General features: G+C 59.5%; 18 protein-coding genes and 1 tRNA gene. 13 read left to right on the top strand and 6 right to left on the bottom strand.

Features of this window, described 5'->3' with window-relative positions; all coding sequences use genetic code 11:
• Positions 1-43 precede the first annotated feature (43 nt).
• From L972_RS08110 to L972_RS08090, 5 genes are all read right to left on the bottom strand, one after another.
• On the bottom strand, positions 44-1,663 hold the full coding sequence (locus L972_RS08110) for a methyl-accepting chemotaxis protein (RefSeq protein WP_047437401.1): 1,620 nt from the start codon (positions 1,661-1,663) through the stop codon (positions 44-46).
• A 104-nt stretch (positions 1,664-1,767) separates the two neighbouring features.
• The gene (locus tag L972_RS08105; RefSeq protein ID WP_005334018.1) at positions 1,768-3,027 is read right to left on the bottom strand and encodes a dicarboxylate/amino acid:cation symporter; all 1,260 of its coding nucleotides are present in this window, start codon (positions 3,025-3,027) and stop codon (positions 1,768-1,770) included.
• A gap of 204 nt (positions 3,028-3,231) precedes the next feature.
• Positions 3,232-3,663, bottom strand: a complete 432-nt coding sequence (locus tag L972_RS08100; RefSeq protein WP_041235087.1) for a CC0125/CC1285 family lipoprotein — start codon at positions 3,661-3,663, stop codon at positions 3,232-3,234.
• Between the two features lie 216 nt (positions 3,664-3,879).
• Positions 3,880-3,956 (bottom strand) — tRNA-Pro (locus L972_RS08095).
• Between the two features lie 112 nt (positions 3,957-4,068).
• Entirely contained in the window at positions 4,069-5,412 is a 1,344-nt protein-coding gene (locus tag L972_RS08090; protein WP_047437398.1) for a dihydroorotase, read from the bottom strand.
• A gap of 80 nt (positions 5,413-5,492) precedes the next feature.
• On the opposite strand from L972_RS08090, the gene L972_RS08085 reads away from it, so the two are divergent.
• On the top strand, positions 5,493-6,368 hold the full coding sequence (locus tag L972_RS08085; RefSeq protein WP_005334030.1) for a 6-pyruvoyl trahydropterin synthase family protein: 876 nt from the start codon (positions 5,493-5,495) through the stop codon (positions 6,366-6,368).
• Positions 6,369-6,438: 70 nt separating this feature from the next.
• Here the strand turns inward: L972_RS08085 and L972_RS08080 are convergent, their stop codons facing one another.
• Positions 6,439-8,451 carry a methyl-accepting chemotaxis protein gene (locus tag L972_RS08080; protein ID WP_043819394.1) on the bottom strand — a complete coding sequence of 671 codons (2,013 nt, stop codon included), beginning with the start codon at positions 8,449-8,451 and terminating at the stop codon, positions 6,439-6,441.
• A 253-nt stretch (positions 8,452-8,704) separates the two neighbouring features.
• Between L972_RS08080 and hinT the strand changes: the two genes are divergently transcribed.
• The 12 genes from hinT to tyrA all read left to right on the top strand — a co-directional run bounded on the left by hinT (position 8,705) and on the right by tyrA (position 21,159).
• Complete coding sequence (gene hinT, locus L972_RS08075) at positions 8,705-9,055, top strand: purine nucleoside phosphoramidase (protein ID WP_021231009.1); 351 nt, start codon at positions 8,705-8,707, stop codon at positions 9,053-9,055.
• Positions 9,055-10,491 (top strand): COG3014 family protein, encoded by a 1,437-nt coding sequence (locus L972_RS08070; RefSeq protein WP_047437389.1) that lies wholly within the window; start codon positions 9,055-9,057, stop codon positions 10,489-10,491. The genes hinT and L972_RS08070 overlap by 1 nt, the downstream gene beginning before the upstream one ends.
• Before the next feature lie 83 nt (positions 10,492-10,574).
• Complete coding sequence (locus L972_RS08065; protein ID WP_047437386.1) at positions 10,575-10,973, top strand: YcfL family protein; 399 nt, start codon at positions 10,575-10,577, stop codon at positions 10,971-10,973.
• Positions 10,973-11,569, top strand: coding sequence for a penicillin-binding protein activator LpoB (gene lpoB, locus L972_RS08060; protein WP_005302153.1), 597 nt, complete (start codon positions 10,973-10,975; stop codon positions 11,567-11,569). Before L972_RS08065 ends, lpoB begins: the two co-directional genes overlap by 1 nt.
• Before the next feature lie 10 nt (positions 11,570-11,579).
• The gene (locus L972_RS08055; protein ID WP_047437464.1) at positions 11,580-12,404 is read left to right on the top strand and encodes a phosphotransferase; all 825 of its coding nucleotides are present in this window, start codon (positions 11,580-11,582) and stop codon (positions 12,402-12,404) included.
• Positions 12,405-12,407: 3 nt separating this feature from the next.
• Positions 12,408-13,265 carry a DUF6279 family lipoprotein gene (locus tag L972_RS08050; RefSeq protein ID WP_047437376.1) on the top strand — a complete coding sequence of 286 codons (858 nt, stop codon included), beginning with the start codon at positions 12,408-12,410 and terminating at the stop codon, positions 13,263-13,265.
• Positions 13,266-13,361: 96 nt separating this feature from the next.
• A complete protein-coding gene (locus L972_RS08045) occupies positions 13,362-13,796 on the top strand; it encodes a hypothetical protein (protein WP_047437373.1) in 435 nt (144 codons plus the stop codon).
• Between the two features lie 158 nt (positions 13,797-13,954).
• A complete protein-coding gene (gene secD, locus L972_RS08040) occupies positions 13,955-15,757 on the top strand; it encodes a protein translocase subunit SecD (RefSeq protein WP_019445282.1) in 1,803 nt (600 codons plus the stop codon).
• 150 nt (positions 15,758-15,907) lie between these two features.
• Positions 15,908-16,825, top strand: a complete 918-nt coding sequence (secF, locus tag L972_RS08035) for a protein translocase subunit SecF (RefSeq protein ID WP_005334046.1) — start codon at positions 15,908-15,910, stop codon at positions 16,823-16,825.
• Positions 16,826-17,115: 290 nt separating this feature from the next.
• The gene (gene glgC, locus L972_RS08030) at positions 17,116-18,417 is read left to right on the top strand and encodes a glucose-1-phosphate adenylyltransferase (RefSeq protein WP_005334047.1); all 1,302 of its coding nucleotides are present in this window, start codon (positions 17,116-17,118) and stop codon (positions 18,415-18,417) included.
• 409 nt (positions 18,418-18,826) lie between these two features.
• Positions 18,827-19,900 carry a 3-deoxy-7-phosphoheptulonate synthase gene (locus tag L972_RS08025; protein ID WP_047437366.1) on the top strand — a complete coding sequence of 358 codons (1,074 nt, stop codon included), beginning with the start codon at positions 18,827-18,829 and terminating at the stop codon, positions 19,898-19,900.
• 131 nt (positions 19,901-20,031) lie between these two features.
• A complete protein-coding gene (tyrA, locus tag L972_RS08020; RefSeq protein ID WP_047437363.1) occupies positions 20,032-21,159 on the top strand; it encodes a bifunctional chorismate mutase/prephenate dehydrogenase in 1,128 nt (375 codons plus the stop codon).
• Positions 21,160-21,275: the final 116 nt, after the last annotated feature.

Here is a 21,275-nt window from a genome sequence, read left to right as displayed (position 1 = left end):
CAGCTGGCTGGCGGGGATAGCGGATGGATAACAACTCTCGGCGTTACTGAATGCGATAGCGGGATATCTGCTGGTGGATGCTCTCGGTGGTGACATTGAGCTCCTCGGCGGCGGCTGAGGTCTCTTCCGCTGTGCTGCTGGTCTGCTGCACGACCTGAGCAATCTGCTCCACCTGATGGGCAATCGACTCGGCGGCCGAACTCTGCTCGCGGATGGCATTGGTGATCTCGCCCACCTGCTCCATCACCCGGTGCGACGCACTGCGGATTTCGGCAATAATGGCACCACTCTCGGTCGCCATGGTGACCCCCTGGCTCACCTTCTCCTCCACCAGATGCATGCGGGAGACCGTATTGTTCGACTCCTGCTGGATCGCCTCTACCGTAGCGGAGATCTCCTGGGTGGATTGCGCCGTCCGCTCTGCCAGTTTGCGCACCTCATCCGCCACCACCGCAAAGCCACGGCCGGACTCCCCGGCCCTCGCCGCTTCAATGGCCGCGTTCAAGGCCAGCAAGTTGGTCTGCCCCGCCACATCACGGATCACGTTGACCACACCGCCAATGCGCGAAATACCCTCACCCAGCGCAATGACCTCGGCCGAGGCCTGCCGGATCGAGTCGGCGATCTCGTTGATGGCATGGACGGTGCGCTCGATGGTCCGGCCTCCCTCGGTCGCCAGTTGCCCTGATTCGTTGGTGATGCGGCTCGTCTCCTGAGTACGCTGGGAGATATCTGTGATACTGACCGTCATCTCTTCCACACCGGCGGCTATCAGACTGGTGGCATCATTGGCCTGATTAGCCGAGCTGGCCAGGTGCTGCGCTGCCTGAGAGAGGGATTCGGCAGTGCTCTTGATCTGCAAGCTGCCTACGGAAAATTCGGTAAATGTCTGTTGCAGCGTATCGAGCAGCCGGTTGACCGCATTGAGGGTCAGGCCAATCTCATCCTGCTGTTTCACATCTGCTCTCAGGGTAAAGTTGAGGTCGCGCTGGATCCGGGTCAGGGTATCCATGGCGGTACGAAGGGGGTTGGCCACCTGATTGAACAACCAGACAAACAGCCCCATCGTCAGTACGGTGGCACCACCGGCGATAAACAACAGGGTTTGCAGGCTGTTGTCATAATTCTCCTGGCCCTGCTTCTTGAGCGCCAGTCCCAAATCCATATTGAAGTTGACATGAAGCTCGATTGCCTTGGCAAATTGCTGGAACACTCTGGTGGCTTCTCCTGCCAGCATGTCTCGCGCTTCGTCGTTTTTGTTTTGGTGGGAGAGCTGCAGAACCTTGTCTATCTCCTGATAATATTGCGCAATAATGCGCTGATCATCGTCGGTCAGGCGTCGGTCTTCGTCATTGGAGAGCATCTCTGCTTTATATTTCTCCAGTTGCGAATTGATCTGTTTGCGATGCTCGGCAATATCCACTTCTATCTGCTGCATCTTGTCATTGTCTGTGTTGAGGATATGGCTTTGAACCCGGGAGTGCAGCTCATAGAACGCAGCTTGCACCTCCTTGATCAGCGCAATACTGGGCACCGTATTGTCCGTCACATAGCTCAAGTCTCGATTGCCAGCCCCAAGGCGGTTGATACTGAACCAGCTGAGGAAAACAAGCGCCAGCATAACCAGCAGCGCTATCAGTTGAAGCCGACGAGCAATGTTCATAACCGTACACTCCAGATGAAAACTATCTAGCAGTGTAGACGAGCCATAAACAACAACGGCCCGCATTGGCGGGCCGTTGTTGTTTATTTTTCATGGCGTTGTGATCAGGCTTTGGCTGGCTCACTCTCGCCCAGCGCGACGGTTTCACCCAGACTGTCTTCGGTCTTGGCAACTACACTGGCGGCGATGGCGTTGCCCAACACGTTAGTGGCTGAGCGGCCCATGTCGAGGAAGTGGTCGATCCCCAGCAGCAGCAGGATGCCCGCTTCCGGAATATGGAACTGGTTCAGGGTGGCGGCAATCACCACCAGAGAGGCGCGCGGTACCCCGGCCATCCCCTTGGAGGTGACCATCAGCAGCAACAGCATGGTGATCTGCTGGGCCATGGAGAGCTCGATGCCATACGCCTGGGCGATGAACATTACCGCGAAGGTGCAGTACATCATGGAGCCGTCGAGGTTGAAGGAGTAACCCATCGGCAGCACGAAGCTGGCGATGCGCTTGTCACAACCGAACTTCTCCAGACGATCCAGGGTCTTCGGATAGGCCGCTTCGGAGCTGGCGGTCGAGAAGGCGAGCAGGATCGGCTCGCGGATCATCGCCAGCAGTTTGATGACGCGACCACGCAGGAAGACGCTGCCCATGGCGATCAGCAGCAGCCAGAGGCAGGCCAGCGCGATATAGAACTGGGCCATAAAGCTGCCGTAGGTGACCAGAATACCCAGCCCCTCTTTGGCCACCATGGCCGCGATGGCGCCAAATACCGCGAACGGCGCAAAGTTCATCACATAGCCGGTCACTTTCAGCATGATCTCGGCAGCGCTGGCCATCAGCACCACCACCGGCTTGGCCAGATCGCCGAGCGCGGCGGCAGCCAGACCGAAGAAGAGGGAGAAGACCACGATCTGCAGGATCTCGTTGGTGGCCATCGCCTCGACCACGCTCTTGGGGATGGCGTGGGTCACAAAATCTTTCAGGGTAATGGCACCGGCAGCAATGCCCGAGCTGGCTGTGTCATTGGGCAGGGAGAGCGAGAGACCCACACCCGGCTGCATCAGGGTCACCATCACCAGACCCAGGCTCAGGGACATCAGGGAGGCCAGCATAAACCAGCCGAGGGTCTTGGCACCGATACGCCCCACGGTGCGGGTGTCGCCCATCTTGGCGATACCGACCACCAGGGTAGTGAAGACCAGGGGAGCGATGATCATCTTGATCAGGCGCAGGAAGATATCGGTCAGGATCGTGATGTTATTGGCGAAATCCGCAGCCTGATCTGCGGCAAACATCCGATAGCCCTGGCCGGTGAGGATACCAAACATCATGGAGATGAGGATGGCGACCGTCAGTTTATTCATTTTCATGGGGGAGTCCCGGTTTTGATTGGTGCAAGCCATAAACAGTGGCGTGGGAGCCACTACAGTCCGTTTTTGTGATCCGAGCCGTTGATTCCTGGCGGCTGGTATGCTGGGAGAATGCCTAAAAGCAGGGGGTAAATCTAGAGGCTTTATCCAGAATTTTATCCTGCCATTAGGTGTATGTGATATAGATCTTGCAAATCACCAATATTAATCACTGTTTATTTTGATTTCGGCGAGATATTTCGCATTCAGAGTTCGCTCATCGAGTGCCCGTGGCAACAGGCGAAAAGTGAGCAGCGCCGAGATGGTATGCTGCACCTGCATCTGGGCCATAAAGAGATCAGGTTCATCTTCGTCAAAGCCGAAGATCGGCCGTGATGGGGTCACCCTGACGGCATCGCGGTTAATGGTCAGCTCATCGACCTTAAGCCAGGAGTAACCCTCTGCCAGTGCCAGCTCCCCTGCCCGCTTGAGCACATATTTGCGGGCGGTCTCCCTGTCCACCAGATCGTTGCCGACAAACTCCAGTTGCCACTTGTCCGGGCCAAGCCGGGTCTGGGAAAAACCGGTCTGGCCGTTCCAGAACGACTTTTCACTCTCATAAGGGGTGGCGCAGCCCACCAGCAGCAGGGTGAGCATCAGCAGACAACAGGGTTTAGATACGGATGCAGACACGAGACGCCTCGCCAGGCAAATGAGCAACAGAATCGTTACTACACCATAAAGCGCGGTGGCTGCACAATCCGCTCGCGCCAGCAGCGACCAGCGTGCATCACCACTGGCTTCGCGCCTGTGCGGCAAATAGCAGGCAAAAGAAAAGGCCTTGTCGTTTGACAAGGCCTTTACCGGGGAATTTGGTCGGTGTGAGAGGATTCGAACCTCCGACCCTCTACACCCCATGCAGATGCGCTACCTGGCTGCGCTACACACCGACGGAGTCAGCTCGGCTGACGGGGGCAGAGTTTATGGAGATGACCCTGCCCTGTCAACAGGGAAACGCCGCCAATTCCTAAGCCACGGTGCGTTCGCCTGCTTTGCGAACAATCAGCGGTTAAACGTCAGCCGCTTGCCCAGGATCTGGTCAGTCACCAGCCCGTTTTGCCAGGCGATCTGGCCGTTCACCAGCGTCATCTCCACCGTGCTGTGGAAGCGGTAGCCGTTGAAGGGCGACCAGCCACAGTGGTAGAGGATGTTGTCATCGTTGACCACATAGGGCTTGCCCAGATCCAGCAGCACCAGATCGGCGAAGTAGCCCTCGCGGATATAACCGCGATCCTGCACCTGGAAGCGCTCGGCCACCGCGTGGGAGGTCTTCTTGACGATAGTCTCCAGGGTAAACACGCCGTTGTGGTAGAGCTCCAGCAGCGCCTGCAAAGAGTGCTGCACCAACGGTACGCCAGACGGCGCCTTGAAGTAGCTGTTCTGCTTCTCTTCCCAGGTGTGGGGCGCGTGGTCGGTGGCGATGATGTCGAGCACATCGTTGCGTACCGCATCCAGCAGCGCCTGCTGGTCGGCAGCACTCTTCACCGCAGGGTTGCACTTGATCAGGCTGCCCTGGGTCTCGTAATCGGCTTCATTGAAGAAGAGGTGGTGAACGCACACCTCAGCGGTGATGTTCTTGTCTTTCAACTCGCTCAGATCGTGGCTGGCGGTAAACAGCGACAGCTCCTTGGCCGAGGTCAGATGCAGCACGTGCAGCTTGGCACCGTATTTTTTCGCCAGCGCCACCGCCATGCTGGAGGATTTGTAGCACGCTTCGTCGCTGCGAATGCGGCCGTGCTCGCCCATCGGCACATTCTCGCCCCACTTGGCCCGCGCCGCCTCTTCGGCCTTGGCGATGGTCGGAGTGTCTTCGCAGTGGGTCACGATCATCACCGGACTTTCGCGGAAGATGGCCGCCAGGGTCTCCTGATTGTCCACCAGCATGTTGCCGGTCGAGGAGCCCATAAACACCTTGACCCCGCAGGACTGCTTGGGATCGAGACGCTTGATCTCTTCAAGGTTGTCGTTGGTGGCACCGAGATAGAAGCTGTAGTTGGCGACGGAGGAGTTGGCGGCGATCTGGTATTTGGCTTCGAGGGCGTCGAGGGTGGTGGTCTGGGGATTGACGTTGGGCATTTCCATGAAACTGGTGGTGCCACCGGCGACGGCGGCGCGGGATTCGCTGGCGATAGTCCCTTTGTGGGTCAATCCCGGCTCCCGGAAGTGGACCTGATCATCGATCATTCCGGGGATGAGATGGCGACCTGCGGCATCGATCACCAGCGCATCGGGCGCCTCGATATCCGGGGCGATGCGGGCAATCCGTTCCCCCTCGATCAACACATCGGAGGCATAGATGCGGCCTTCGTTGACCAGGGTGGCATTCTTGATAAGCAGTTTGTTCATGGGGGGTTCCAGTTCCTTTGCCGATAATCGCGGGTCATAATAGCGCAAAACTGCCCTTTCTCTGTAGCAAGGCCTGACTGATGAAGTTATTTGTAAGAGATTTGACCGTGATCGACTCCAGCTACCTGTGCGAACGCCGCGGCATGGTGGGCGAGAGCTGGATGGTAGATATCGAAATGAGCGGTGAGCTCAACGAAATGAGCATGCTGCTGGACTTTGGCCGGGTAAAGAAGCTGATCAAGTCGATCATCGATGAAGAGGTGGACCACAAGCTGCTGGTGCCGACCGAGTGCCCGCTGATCCACGTCGAGACACTGGATGGTAACGAAAGCACAGTGGATCTGCTGCGCCCGGGTCGCTCCATCCATCTGCGCTGCCCATCCCAGGGCTTTGCCTTTATCCCGGCCCCGCAAGTTGATAAAGAGTCGGTGACCCGCTACCTGCTGGCGGTACTGGCCAAACGGCTGCCGGGCAATATCAAGGATCTCTCCCTGACCCTGCGTCAGGAGGCGATCACCGGCGCCTTCTACCACTACAGCCACGGCCTGAAAAAGCACGATGGCAACTGTCAGCGCATAGCCCACGGCCACCGCTCTCCCATCGAGATCCACGTCGATGGCGAGCGCGACCAGGAGCTTGAGCTCAACTGGGCCGAACGCTGGGGGGATATCTACCTCGGCACCGAGGAGGACAAGGTGGCGCTGACCGAGCTCGCTTTGAGCCCCCGCGCCAATGCCCAGCTTGGCGAGCATCACTGCGGCTTCAAATATGTGGCGCCGCAAGGGCTGTTCCAGCTGGCCATCCCCAGCGCCGAGGTGGAGATGATCGACACCGACACCACGGTCGAGCTGCTGGCCTGCTACATCGCCCGCGAAGTGAAGAAGATGGTGGGCGACAAGTTCGTCAAGATTGTCGCCTATGAAGGGGTCGGCAAGGGCGCGATTGCCTACGCGTGATTTCTGCGTTGACTACCACAATAACAAGGCCCCGCATCTGCAGGGCCTTCTCTATTTCAACATGCAACCATCAAGCGCTGAGGCGGAAGCGCTTGACCAGGCTCTCCTGCTGCTCGGCAAGGGAGTCCAGCTGCTGGCTGGTCTCGGCTACCCGCTCGATCCCCTGATAGTTGAGATCCGAGATATCGGAGATGCGGTTGAGGTTGGTGGCGATATCGGCGCTGGTGGCCTGCTGCTGCTCGGCGGCAGAGGCGATCTGGCTCGACATGTCACTGATCAGCACCACAATCCCCTGCACTTCCTCCATGGCGTTGTTGGCGTGAGAACTCTGATCCACGCAGCTGTCCATCTCGCGAGAGCACTCTTGCATCACGGTCACCGCCTTGGCGACTCCCTGCTGCAGGTTCTCGATCATGGTCTGGATCTCGCTTGTGGACTGGGCGGTGCGGCCCGCCAGACTGCGCACCTCATCCGCCACCACCGCAAATCCGCGCCCCTGCTCGCCGGCCCGCGCCGCTTCGATGGCGGCGTTGAGGGCCAGCAGATTGGTCTGCTCGGCGATGCCTCGAATGACATCGAGGATGTTGCCAATCTGGCTGCTCATGGCGCTCACATCACCAATCACCTTGCCGGTCTGTTGCAGCTTGCCCGCCAGTTGATGAGTGGTGGTGATATTGCCTGCCATCACCTTGCGTCCCATCTCGGAGGCCTTCTCCACATCCTGCACCCGCTCCAGAGTCTGGTTGGCAGCCTGCGCCACCTCCCGCACCGAGGCCTCCATCTGGGTCATGGCGGCGGCAACCGAGGCGGTCTCCTGCCGCTGTTTCTCCAGATCCGCCCGTACCGATTCGGTGGTATGGCGGTTGCCGTGGGCGGCATCGTTAAGCTGGGCAGACGCTTGTGAAAGCTGTGCCAGCACCTCCCCCATCTGGGCAATCAGCAGGTTGATCTGGCTGCCCAGCTGGCCGAATTCGTTCTTGCTCTGAAAACCGATGCGCTGGGTCATGTCGCCCTGGGTCACTTCGGTCAGCACCCGCAGCAACTCCCTGAGCGGACGGCGAATGGCCTTGCCCAAGGTATAAGCCACCAGCATGGCGATCAGGATGGCGACGACGATGCTGGTTCCCTGGGTCAGGGTGCTCTGGCTCTGTGTGGCTTTGGCGTGCTGAATGCTTTGACTCATCAGCTGTTGACTCTGGCCGGTGATCCGCTCAAGCCGGTTCTGGATCTCGACGATGAGCGCGCTGGCCTGCTTGCTCTTCTCCCGCATCTGTTCCTGCTGCTTCATCAGCGCCAGATACTGGGAGAGCACGCCTTCGCTTGCGGTGGTGTCGCGCACGAAGCCGTGAACATAGTGGCCCATGTCGTTCTCGAAGTTCTTCAGCTCCCCCTGCAGATCCTTGATGGTGCTGTTGAACCCCTCGATCTGCATCTTGTTGCGCTTGAGCGCCCCTTCGATGGGGGCCGGAATGGTCTGATTGAGGGCGTCCATGGTGGAGAGTTCGATGGCGGAGAGCTTGGTGGTCAAGGTCTCGGAGAGCATCTTGATAAAGCTGTCGTCGATGGTGACCATCATGTCACCCAGACTCTTCTTGAACTGGGGCAGACTGACCTGAAACTGCCCCTTGGCCAGATTGACCTTGTGCAGTCGGGTGAGCAGCGCCTCGTGTTCGCCGGGCAGGGTATCGGTCAGTTGCAGGTAGCTGTCGACCTGCTGGCTGAGGTTGCTCATCTCCCCTTGCAGTTCGGGGTGGTGGGCCACCTGCTGGCGCAAGACGTCAAGGCTCTTGCCCACCGCAGCCTTGGCCTGTTTCAGTTCGGCCACTTCGGCCGGCAGCTGTTTGGGATCCTGCTCGGTGAGCACATCCCCCAGCCACTTGTTGGCGCTGAGCAGGGTGATCTGGGTCTGGCTGCTGGCAATCACCAGCGGCATAGACTGCTGGGTAACCTGCTCCAGTGCGTTCCCCAGGGTCTCCTGACTACGAAATGTGAGCAGTGAACTGGCCACCATCACGGCCACCAGGATCGCGAAGCCAAGGTAGACTCGCTGCAAGATGGAGAGATCCGACATTGTTTGTTTCATTATTGTCCCGCTGTATATGCAAAAGTCCCTTGCCTGAGTACCCCGTCCTTTTGATACCCTGCAGACCACCCTGAACAGGCGCTGCAGATGACGTCCCTCTGGCTATCGGTATTTTTAACAATAACTGAAGGGAATGGGACATCAGCTGTGTCAAATGTCGGCTTGTGTCACACTTGGCGTGCTGCTCGCCCCCCCTTTCGGGAGCCGCTTGGGGTTCTAGTTCAATTTTCTGTTTCATATAAGGGAGTTAGCCATGGCGCAAGAAACCATTTTCAGCAAAATCATCCGTAAAGAGATCCCCGCCGACATCCTTTATCAAGACGATCTGGTCACCGCATTCCGGGATATCCAGCCCAAGGCCAAAACCCATATTCTGATCATCCCCAATGTGCTGATCCCCACCGTCAATGACGTGGAAGCCGAACATGAACTGGCCCTTGGCCGGATGTTCACCGTGGCCCGCAAGCTGGCAAGCGAGGCGGGCATCGCCGAAGATGGTTACCGCCTCATCATGAACTGCAACCGCCACGGCGGGCAGGAGGTCTACCACATCCACATGCATCTGGTCGGTGGCCAGCCGCTGGGACCGCTGCTCAGCCTGTAATGAATCGCAACGCCTCAACCTGCCGCAGCGCCCTGTTGCTCTGCGGCGCCCTGCTGTTGCTGGGAGGCTGCGCCTCCCGCTGGCAGGATATGTTCGTCTCCTACTCCGATCAGATGGTGCCCCTGCGCAACCAGCTGCTGCTGGGCCATGCCACCGAGGCGCTGCCCGAGGTGCGCGACTCGACCCTTGGGGATGACACCTTTGTGCTGGATCGTCTGGAAGAGGGGCGCATCGCCTGGCTGGCAGGTCAGGATGCCGGCAGCAAGCAGGCGTTCACCGCCGCCGACAGCCGCCTTGAGTGGGAAGACAATCAGGCCGAATACCGGCTGAGCCACGGTCTGGATCAGGTGGGCAGTCTGCTCACCAACGATCAGTCGATGGCCTATCGTACTCCCGATTACGAACGCACCATGCTGCACCACTATCTGGCCCTCAACTATCTGCAACGGGGTGATGCCGATGGCGCCTTGGTGGAAATACGTCGGGCCAATCAAGTGCAGGAGCAGGCCCTGAAACGGCGAGCCGATGAGGTGCGCAAGGCGAAGGATGAGAGCGAAGAGGGCGAAGCAGAAGGCGAGATGCGCCAGCTGATGTCGCGCGGCGCACCGGATCTCGACCGGTTGATCGGCAAGGTCAAAAACGGTTTTCAGAACGCCTACACCTTCTATTTTTCCGCCGTGCTCTATGAGGCGGCCGGGGATCTCAACGATGCCTGGGTCGACTATCAGCGCGGCTACCAGATAGCGCCGGACAACCGCAGCCTGCAAGATGCCTTGCTGCGTCTGGCGCGGCTGCGTGGCTCACCGGACGAGATCCGCGAGACCGAGAAAAAGATAGGCCGCAAAGCGCCGCCGCTTGCAAAAGATCAAGGCCAACTGGTGGTGCTGTTTGAAGATGGTTTGATCCCGGCACGGCGCGAACTGTTCCTGCCGCTCCCCATCTCCACCTCCCGCGGCGATTTTCGCACCTTTACCGTCGCCATCCCCTATTACGATAATCGGGCCAGCGACACCGGCCCGCTGACGGTGGAGGTCGGCAAGCGGGCCTGGCAGACCAGCGAGCTGGTCAGGCTGGAAGCGCTGGCCGCCAAAGATCTGCAGGAGCGGCTGCCCGGCATGCTGACCCGCCAGGCGCTGCGGCTGGTGGCCAAGGAGCAGATGCGCCGCACCGCCGCCAAAGAGGGAGGCGATGTGGGCAATATTCTGGTGGGGATCTTCAACACCCTCTCGGAGCGGGCCGATACCCGCAGCTGGCTGACGCTGCCAGCGCAGGCATCGAGCTGGCAGGGGATGGTGCCGGCAGGTGACATCAACCTCACCCTGAGCGCAGGGGCGGCGCAGCGGCAATTGCCGCTCACCATCCACAAGGGGCGCACCACCCTGGTCTGGGTACAGCGCCTCGGCGCCGGTCTGACCACCCGGGTGATGCCGCTCTGAGCAGATGGCGAAGAGAGATGAGCAAGACAATTAACCGGGCAGGCTCACACGCGGCCCCACTCACCCCGATTAAGGAGAGCAAGATGAAAGCATACGGGTTGGCCCTCGGGCTCGCGCTGCTGCTGACCGGCTGTGCCACCAACACCTCCGGCTTGGCGCTCTATGGCCCGGCGGGCGGTGCACCCACGCTGGAGCAGCATCAAAACGTCAACGTCACCCTGACCGAGCTGAGCCGCCGCCAGCAAAATGGCCTGCTGCAAGTCAATGTGGCCGCCGCCAGCACCCAGCGCGGCGATAACAAGCTGCAATATATCTTCTATTGGTATGATGAGGCCGGTCAGGAGGTCGCCAGCGATGGCCGCGGCTGGACCCCCATCAAGCTGCATGGCTATCAGACCCGCACCCTCTCGGCCCTGGCGCCCAGCCCGGCGGCGCAGGGTTACCGGATTTACGTACGCGAAGTGATTGAGGAATCCTACTGATGAAAATGAATCATGCCCTGCTGATATTGACCGGCGCCTTGCTCTTGGGCGGCTGCTCCAGCACCACCGTCAGCTATGGCGATCCCACTGAAACCGAAACCGTTACCGTCGATTACGGCTCAAGCGATCTGCAGGCCATCGCCGACAAGATGGCGGACTCCATGCTGGCCTCCCCCGCCACCAGCGAGATCACCGCAGGCGGTCGTCCGGTGATGTTTATGGACTCTATCCGCAACAAGACCTCCGAGCACATCGATACCGAAGCCATCACCGATACCATCCGCACCAAGTTGCTGCGGGCCGGCAAGTTCCGCTTCGTCGACATGAGCAAGGTGGCCGCCGTCAAGCAGCAGCTCGAATACCAGCAGAGCAGCGGCATGGTGGATCCTGCCTCCATGGTGCGTCTGGGCAAGCAGACCGGTGCCCGCTACATGGTCTATGGCAACCTCGCCAGCATCGTCAAGGACAATGGCAAGGTGAAGGATGTCTACTACCAGATGACCATGAACCTGATGGATCTGCAAAACGGCGAACTGCTGTGGGCCGATCAGAAAGAGATCCGCAAACAGGCGAAGAAATCCACCTTTGGCTGGTAACAGGCTCCCGGTGACAGGCAACTGTGATCCGCTACTGGCCAGCCTGCCCGCCCCTTGGCGGGAGGGGCAGCTGGAACCACTCGGGTTAGGTCTGACCAACTGCAACTATCGACTGCGCCTCCCCTCGGGGCGCAGTTACTTTTTGCGTCAGGGCCACTCCGACCCGGTGCGCCTTGGCATCGACCGTCCCACCGAGTGGCAGCTTTATCAGGGGGCGATGGCAGAAGGGTTGGCGCTGCCCTGCCACTATAGCGATCCCGCCAGCGGCCTGATGCTGCTCGAATGGTGCGATGAGCCAAACTGGGTACACGCGGCGCCACCGGAAGCCGATCAGCCCCGCCTGCTGGCTGAGGTGCTGGGCAAGCTCCATCGCTTGCCGCTGCCTGCGGTGGTGATGGCGGTGCGAGCTCACGCCGCAGGCTATCGCGCCCGACTGGCCCGCATTCCCTCCTGGCTGCCCGCTCTGGAGCGGGGCTTGCTCGCCAGCAGTGAGCCAAATGATTGCTGGCGCCCTTGCCACCATGATCTCAATCCGGCTAACTTGTTGGGAAGCAAACCCTGGGTCATCGACTGGGAGTATGGCGCGGCAGGTCACCCCGGCTTTGAGCTCGCCAGCATCCAGCGCACCCATCAGTGGCCCGCCGAGCGGCGCGACGAGCTGGAAGCGCACTATCTGCAGGCCGTGCCGCGCCACCAGTGGCCCGATTTTCAGAGCGAGGCATTTTTACCCTGGGTCGACTATATCGGCCTGCTCTGGGCCCTGCTGATGGCAGAGCAACAGCCCTCACTCGACTATGACACCCTGATCGCCATCAACCGGCAACGACTGGAGTAACAGATGATAAACAAGGTGCGCTGGCACAAGCCGAAAACCTGGGGTCTGCTGCTGATCGGCCTGCTGCTGACCGGCTGCTCCACCCGGGTGATCTATTACTGGCTCGATACCGCCATCATCTGGCAGCTGGATGACTACTTTGCCCTCTCCTATTCGCAGAAGGAGCTGCTCAGCCGCGAAGTGAAGGGGCTGATGGCCTGGCACCGCCAGCACGAGCTGCCGCGCTACGCCAGGGATCTCGATGCACTGGCCAAGGCGGTGGCCAGCCCCATGACGCCGGAGCAGATCTCGACCAACCTCGATGCGGTGCAGCAGAGCCTGACCCGCACGCTGGAAAACACTATCCCCCGCGCGGTCAGGCTGGCGCGCACCCTGACCGACGAGCAGGTGGCCCGCTTTATGACCGATCGGGTCAAGCGGCAACAGGAGCGGCAAAAGGACTTTGCCACTGAGCCCAAAGAGCAGATGCTGGCGGAGTTTCGCGACAAGATGAACAAGCGGCTCGAGTTCTGGATTGGCGAGGTGAAACCGGCACAGGCGCCACTGGTGGCCCAGTGGGCCGAATGGCAATACGAGCTGATGCCCCCCTGGCTCGAGTTTCAGGAGTCCTGGACCCAGGAGCTGGACAGGCTGATGAAGCAGCGCCAGAGTCCCGACTTTACCCGCGAGCTGACTGACCTGCTGGCCGAGGGGGATGGGCTGATGGATGGCCGCTTTACCGGCTATACCGAACAGTCGCGCCAGCGTACCGTCAACTGGCTGAGCGCCATGAGCCAGTCGCTGGATATCTCCCAGCGGGCCCATCTCTACTCCCTGCTCAAGGGTTATGCCCGCGACTTCAAGCAGATGAGCGGCAGCTGACGAGCGGCACCGAATGGTGCCATGCGCCCGGGGCTACCTTGTTCAAACCGGGCGCTTATGGTAGTTTGCCCTTTCTATTTATCGGGAATTAACTTTTTGCGCCTTATCGACAAAGTAAAACTGGTGCTGGTATCTCTGGTTATTGCCTTCACCCTGCTTTGTTCCATCGCCCGAATGGAAGGCCCGCTGCTACCCGCATCTCCCCAGAGTGAACAGCAGCAGACTCAGGTGTTCAATCAGCTTAGCGACAGTGATGATGGCATCATCAAGTTTGTCGGCAGCCATCAGAATCACCTGCTGCGTCTCGAACAATCCCTGCGCAGTGACAACCAGCCCAAGAGTGTGGTCTACGAGCTGATCCAGAGCTGGTCGGCCCAGGCCATCCTGCTGTTGCTGCTCGGCTGGCTGATGCTGGCCCCCGAGCTCTATCACAAACAGAGTTTTCGCGATCGCTTCGGTGCGATCCATCGGCGCCATCTACAGCGCCAACATCTGCAGTACCGCTTCACCCAGAGCTATCTGAGCGCCTGACCCCAGAGGGGCTGGCACATCCACTGTTTGCTCATCTCCTCTTCCTGACGGATCCGGCAACTGCCTGATCCGCATCTGATGCATCCCATTTTTTGCGCCTTGCCGAGCCTTGTTGCTATCGGCCCGGGCACCATTCTCCTGACAGAGGCTTGTTTGCCATGAGAAAGAGCAATCGCACCGTTCTCAACCGCATGAGCAAGTGGCAGTACGCACTGCTGCTGTTGATGCTGTTGACCTTTACCTTTTACTCCCTGCCCACCTTTTTCGGTGAGCAGCCCTCCCTCGGCCTGCACGGACAGCAGCGCCTGACCACCCAGCAGCAGATGCTGCTGAGCGACAAACACCTGACCCCGCTCAAGGTCATTGAGCAACCTGAGCGAGTCGAGCTGGTCTTTGCCAGCCAGGGTGAACAGCAGCGCGCCAAGCAGTTGCTGGAGCAGCAAGGGGTCGACAGTGCCGCCCTGACCCTGGAGTTTCACTCCAACGCACCGGCCTGGATCACCCGCCTTGGCGCCGACCCCATCAAGCTGGGGCTCGATCTGCGTGGCGGCTCCCAGCTGCTGATCGGGGTGGACGTGGACTTTGTCATCGACAATCAGACCAAGAATCTGGTCGACACCCTGCGCACCCGTTTCCGTGAAGCCAACCTGCGCGGCGCCAGCGTCACGCGCAGCGCACAGGGCGCCGTAGCCGTCACCCTGCCGGAGGTGGCCGAACAGGAGAGCTGGCTCGCCATCATCAAGGAGAGTGCCGGTACCCGTCAGGATCAGTGGAAGCTGACCCGCTCCGGCAATGATCTGAAACTGGTGCTGAGCGAGGCGGAGCGTACCCTGCTGGTCAACAACGCCGTGACCCAGAACCTGTCGATCCTGAAAAAACGGATCAACGAGCTCGGCATCGTCGAAGCCTCGGTGGTGCGTCAGGGGCAGGATGGTATCCGTATCGAACTGCCCGGGGTACATAACCCCAAGCAGGCGAAAGAGGTGATCGGCGCCACCGCCTCGCTGGCCTTCTACGAGGCCAAAGCCGACAGCCACTTCTATATCGCCGATCGCAACGGTCAGGCCGTCGGCATGGCGCGCAAGCCGGTACTCACCGGCGAGCACATCGTCGATGCCCGCGCCAACATGGGCGAGATGGGTCAACCCCAGGTCAATATCGTGCTCGATACCCTGGGTGGCAGCAAGATGAACCAGTTCAGCCGCCAGCATGTGGGCAAGCCGATGGCGACCGTCTTCACCGAGTACAAGACTAACGCCCAGGGCAAACTGCGCGCCCAAAGCGAAGTGATCAACGTCGCCACCATCCAGACCGCCCTTGGCAACCAGTTCCGCATCACCGGCATTGGTAGTCTGCCGGAAGCTCAGGAGCTGGCCATGCTGCTGCGTGCCGGCGCCCTCACCGCCCCCCTCAAGATCCTCGAGGAGCGCTCCATTGGCCCGACCCTGGGGATGCAGAATATCGAGGCGGGCTTCACCGCACTGGCCTTCGGTATGGCGGGCATGATGCTGTTTATGATGGCCTGGTATCGCAAGTTCGGCTGGGTTGCCATCACGGCGCTGGTCGCCAACCTGTTGATGCAGGTCGGCATGCTGGCAGTGCTGCCGGGCGCCGTGCTGACCCTGCCGGGGATCGCCGGTCTAGTGCTGACGGTGGGCATGGCGGTAGATACCCATGTGCTGATCTTCGAGCGGATCAGGGACCGGCTGCGAGAAGGGGGCTCACTGGCCAACGCCATCGACTTTGGCTATCGCTCGGCCTTCCACACCATTTTCGATGCCAACATCACTACGCTCATCTGCGCCGTGGTGCTCTACTCCATCGGCTCCGGGCCGCTGCAGGGCTTCTCCATCACCCTCATTCTGGGTCTGCTCTCCAGCATGATCACCGGGATCTGGGGGACACGCGCCATCATCAACCCCCTCTGGGGACGCAGCAGCGAGCGCACGCTGAAGGTGTAACGGGACAGCAGTCCCTCTGATGAGCGGCTTTGGCTGCGCCATCGGCCATGGATATGGCCGGAGTGGCCAAAGCAGAACACTATTTCCCGGCGTGTCGCGACACGTCGTGATGGGCCAACAGCCTGATGCTGGCTGGCCAAGGAGAGAATTATGTTGAGAATGATCGTTGCCATGGGGCTGACCCGTTGGCGCTATATCGGCCTGTGGGCTTCCATCCTGCTGACCGTGGCCAGTGTAGCCATCTTGCTGGTGAACGGCCTGACACTGGGGCTCGATTTTACCGGCGGGATCCTGCTGGAGTTTCATATCCAGACCCTGAAAGAGGCCCATGAGCTCAATGCCATGCTGGTCTCCCCGCTGGCGGGAGCCGTTGAGCTGAGCTCGGCCGGAATTCCCGGCGAGTGGCTGATCAAACTGCCCCCCCACGAACTGCCCTGGCCCGCGGCGGATCTCGCCACCATGCTGACCCAACAGTTGGGGATGCCGGTCGAGTTGCTGCGCACCACCATCGTCGGCCCTCAGGTAGGTGCCGAACTGTTCCAGCAGGGGATGCTGGCGGTGCTGGTGGCTTCGCTGGCGATGTCGGCCTATCTGGCGTTTCGCTTCGAGTGGCGTCAGGCCATCGGCATCCTGCTCTCGGTGGTCCATGACGCCATCGTAGCGCTGGGGCTGCTGTCACTCTTTCAGATCGAATTCGATCTGAACATTATCGCCGGTTTGATGGCGGTGATCGGCTACTCCCTCAACGACAGCATCGTCATCTCGGACAGGCTGCGGGATCTGCTGAGCTCGCGTACCCAGATGGGGATCCACGAATGCTCCGATGTGGCCATCAAGGCGACCTTCAGTCGTACCATGATCACCTCGGGCACCACCCTGTTTACCGTGGGCGCTCTGTTGCTGTTTGGCGGTGACGCCCTCTACGGCTTCTCCTTCACCCTGTTTGCCGGGATCCTGGTGGGCACCGTCTCCTCCATTACCGTCGCCTCGACCGTGCAGGAGCTGCTTGGGCTCACCCCGCAGGCCTACCAGAAGAAGAGCGAGGAGCCACTGGCCAACGCAGCCTGAACCTTGTTAATCAGACCCGGCTCACCGGGTCTCAACAAACCGGGCCCCTGCCAACCATTGGCAGGGGCTTTTTCCCATTCCTCCTGTCGGTCTCTCGCCGTCCCTTTTGTTGCTCGGCTCGCTTCAATTGACAACTGACCATATTGAAAGCAATGACGGATCAACCCGTCATTTTTAATAACAAAAAGGTCATTTTATTACGTCGCAAACCATAAAATGTGACTGAAAGCACTTTCTTGAGGGCTCAAAGGAGGCAACATTGTAGTGATTTATCTACAAAGGGATATGAGATGTTGTTACAACCTGCCAATACAGCAAAATCCAGACAGTTGCTGAACGAGACCATGGCTTTGGTACTCGCAGGAGGGCGGGGTAGTCGCCTCAAACAGTTAACCGACAACCGTGCAAAACCTGCCGTTCATTTCGGCGGAAAATTCCGCATCATCGATTTCGTGCTCTCCAACTGCATCAACTCCGGCATTCGTCGGGTCGGTGTCGTGACCCAGTACAAATCCCACAGCCTGTTGCGCCATCTCCAATCCGGCTGGTCATTCCTGCGCTACCAGATGAACGAATTTATCGATCTGCTCCCTGCCCAGCAGCGGGTGGATGAGGTGAACTGGTATCGGGGTACCGCCGATGCGGTCTACCAGAATCTGGATATCATCCGCGATCACGCCCCCAAATATGTGGTGGTGCTGGCAGGCGATCACATCTACAAGATGGATTACGCCGCCATGCTGCTCGACCACGTCAATATGGGCGCCAAGGTGACCGTTGCCTGCATCGAGGTGCCACGCAGTGAAGCAAGCGCCTTCGGGGTAATGGCGGTGGATGATGATCGCAAGATCAATGCCTTCGTCGAAAAGCCTGCCAACCCGCCAGCCATGCCAGGCAAGGCCGACACCGCGCTGGCCTCCATGGGCGTCTATATCTTCGATGCGGAGTATCTCTATCAGCTGCTGGAAGAGGACATTGCCAACGAGCAGTCCCATCACGATTTCGGCATGGACGTGATCCCCCGCGTGGTGAAAGAGGGCACCGCATTCGCTCACCCGTTTGGCATGTCCTGTGTCGGCTGCTGTCCGGATCGCCGCCCCTACTGGCGCGATGTGGGCACCGTGGACTCCTTCTGGGAGGCCAATATGGATCTCGCTTCCGTCACGCCGGAGCTCGATATCTACGATCAGGACTGGCCCATCTGGACCAGTCAGAACATGACTCCTCCCGCCAAGTTCGTGCAGGACCGAAACGGCCAGCACGGCATGACCATCAACTCCATGTTTGCCGGGGGCACCATCGTCAGTGGCTCTTTCATCCTGAGTTCGGTGCTCTTTACCAATGTGCGGGTCGACTCCTTCTGCACTCTGGATCAGGCCGTTATCTTCCCAGGTGTGGAGATTGGTGCCGGTTGCCGACTGCGCCGGGTGGTGATCGACAAGGGGTGCAAACTGCCAGAAGGCACGGTGATAGGTGAAAACGCCGATGAAGATGCACGTCGCTTCCACCGCTCCGAGCAGGGCATAGTGCTGGTCACCCAGGGGATGCTCACTCGCCTGAACAAAGAGCTGCAGGGAAAACAAAAGCGCTGATCCGCAGCCAGACGGGATCCCCCTTCCTACCGCAAAGGGAGCCATTATGGCTCCCTCTTTTTATGGCTGACCAGATAGCCGCCTCACACCATCATTGCCATCGCGTTGCAGTCTCCCAGAGATACCATTTACTGTGGGTAAACAGCTGGGCAACGCAGCCTTTACGCCCTCAAGTCGTAAACATTAAATTACACAAAAATCATTAACCCTCCGAAAAACCCTCTGTATTATTCCTGTTCGCGCTATATAGCAGCTCCTTTATCTGACTTTTTAGCGGTAAACCCACTAGTTTCACTTGATTGTTTGTTTTTCCTTGGTAAGGTGATGGCGGTTGCGTAACAAATTAGGTACCAGTGTAAATATTTAGGTACAACCGCTTTTGGCTTAATACAGTAGAGAGAATGAAATCATGCAAAGAGACCCCCTGAACAACATCCATATCCAGTCCGAACAAGTGATGATCACGCCTGCCCAGCTCAAGGAGAAGTTACCCATCTCCGACAAGGCGCTGGCATTCGTGCAAGGGGCCCGCAATACCATCGCCGACATCATTCACCGCCGCGATCACCGCCTGCTGGTGATCTGTGGTCCCTGCTCCATCCACGATATGGACGCCGCCAAAGAGTACGCAACCAGACTCAAAGCGCTGCATGATGCCTATCAGGACTCTCTCTACATTGTCATGCGGGTCTACTTTGAGAAGCCGCGCACCACGGTCGGCTGGAAAGGCTTTATCAACGACCCCAATCTGGATGGCACCTTCGATGTGGAGCTGGGGCTGCACCGTGCCCGCGAGCTGCTCTGCTGGCTGGCGGAGCTGGAGTTGCCGCTGGCCACCGAAGCGCTCGACCCCATCAGCCCGCAATACCTGGCCGAACTTTTCTCTTGGTCAGCCATCGGCGCCCGCACCACCGAATCCCAGACCCACAGGGAGATGGCGTCCGGCCTCTCGATGCCGGTCGGCTTCAAGAACGGCACCGACGGCAACCTGGGGACTGCCATTAATGCGTTGCAGGCGGCCTCCTCCCCTCACGCATTTATGGGGATCAACCAGCAGGGCCAGGTTGCGCTGCTGCAGACCCAGGGCAACCCGGATGGCCACGTGATCCTGCGCGGCGGCAAACATCCCAACTATGACTCGGTCAACGTGTCGCTGGCGGAAGAGGCGCTGGAGAAAGCGGGCCTGCTGCCGAGCCTTGTGGTGGATTGCAGCCACGGCAACTCCAGCAAGGATCACCGTTTGCAGCCCAAGGTGGCCGACAACGTCATCCACCAGATCCAGGAGGGCAACCGCTCCATCATCGGGGTGATGCTCGAATCCAACCTGTTCGAGGGAAACCAGTCCAGCGAGCAGCCCAAGCAGCAGATGCGCTACGGGGTCTCCATCACTGATGCCTGCATCGACTGGGACACCACCGCCACCCTGCTGGCCCGCTGCCACAACCAGCTGGCTGACCCCCTCAAGAGCAGAACTGCACGGTAAGCCGTGGTATCTTGTCGTAACCTATTGAACAATCGAGGTATCACTAGTGGTGGCATCAAACCGCTCATGCCGTGATACCTTGTTGCATCTTGATTTTCAGGGCGCCGCTGCGGCGCCAGCAGGGACTGGATATGGCTGAAGAGTTGAATGTACTCAGGGACAAGATAGATGCGGTGGACAAGCAGCTGATCGATCTGCTGGCCGCCCGTCTGGCCCTGGTGGGAGAAGTGGGTGAAGTAAAGAGCCGCCACGGCCTGCCCATCTATGCACCGGATCGGGAAGCGAGCATGCTGGCCCGCCGCCGCGCCGAGGCTGAGCAGTTGGGGGTGCCCGGCGATCTCATCGAAGACGTGCTGCGCCGGGTGATGCGTGAATCTTATGCCAGCGAGAAAGATACCGGCTTCAAATGCATAAAGCCGGATCTAGGCAAGGTGGTCATCATCGGCGGTCAGGGCCAGCTTGGCCGCTTGTTCGGCCATATGTTCAGCCTCTCAGGCTATCGGGTCGAGACGCTGGAACAAGCCGACTGGCCGCGCGCTGACGAGATCCTCGCCGGAGCCGGTCTGGTGATGGTGGCGGTGCCCATCGATATCACCTGCCAGATCATCGACCGCCTCGGCAACCTGCCCGCCCACTGCCTGATGGTCGATGTCACCAGCGTGAAAGCGGTGCCGCTCGAACATATGCTGGCGGCGCACCAAGGGCCGGTACTGGGACTGCACCCCATGTTCGGGCCGGATGTGGCGAGTCTCGCCAAGCAGGTGATCGTCTGCTGCCAGGGTCGTGACCCCGCCGCCAGCCAATGGCTGCTGGATCAGATGACCATCTGGGGCGCCCGCTTGCAACAGGTGGAAGCCAAGGCCCACGATGAGGCGATGACCCTCATTCAGGCATTGCGTCACTTCGCCACCTTTGCCTATGGCTGGCACCTCTCCCGGGAGCAGGCCAATCTGGATCGCCTGCTGAGTTTGAGCTCCCCCATCTACCGGCTGGAGCTCGCCATGGTGGGGCGGCTGTTCGCTCAGGATCCCCACCTCTATGCCGACATCATTTTGTCGTCACCGCAGAATCTGGCGATGATCCGTCGCTACTACCAAAACTTCGGCGACGCGCTGGGGCTGCTGGAGCGGGGGGACAGGGACGGTTTCATCAACGCCTTCTCGCAAGTCTCCGGTTTCTTCGGCGAGCATGCCGACCAGTTCCTGCGTGAAAGCCGCATGCTGCTGGCCCAGGCCAACGACCGCCGCCAACACGGCTGATCCTGCAAAAGTAGCAACGCTCATATCACCAAAAAGGGAAGATACTCAGGTATCTTCCTTTTTTGTTTGTTACTGTCCCGTCCTGAATATGGTTTACACCTTTCCCCCCAATAAAT

The organism is Aeromonas sp. ZOR0001 (assembly GCF_000801015.1).
Classification (GTDB): domain Bacteria; phylum Pseudomonadota; class Gammaproteobacteria; order Enterobacterales; family Aeromonadaceae; genus Aeromonas; species Aeromonas veronii.
Note: the sequence above shows the minus strand (reverse complement) of the source record. Positions and strands in the feature narration are given on the sequence as shown.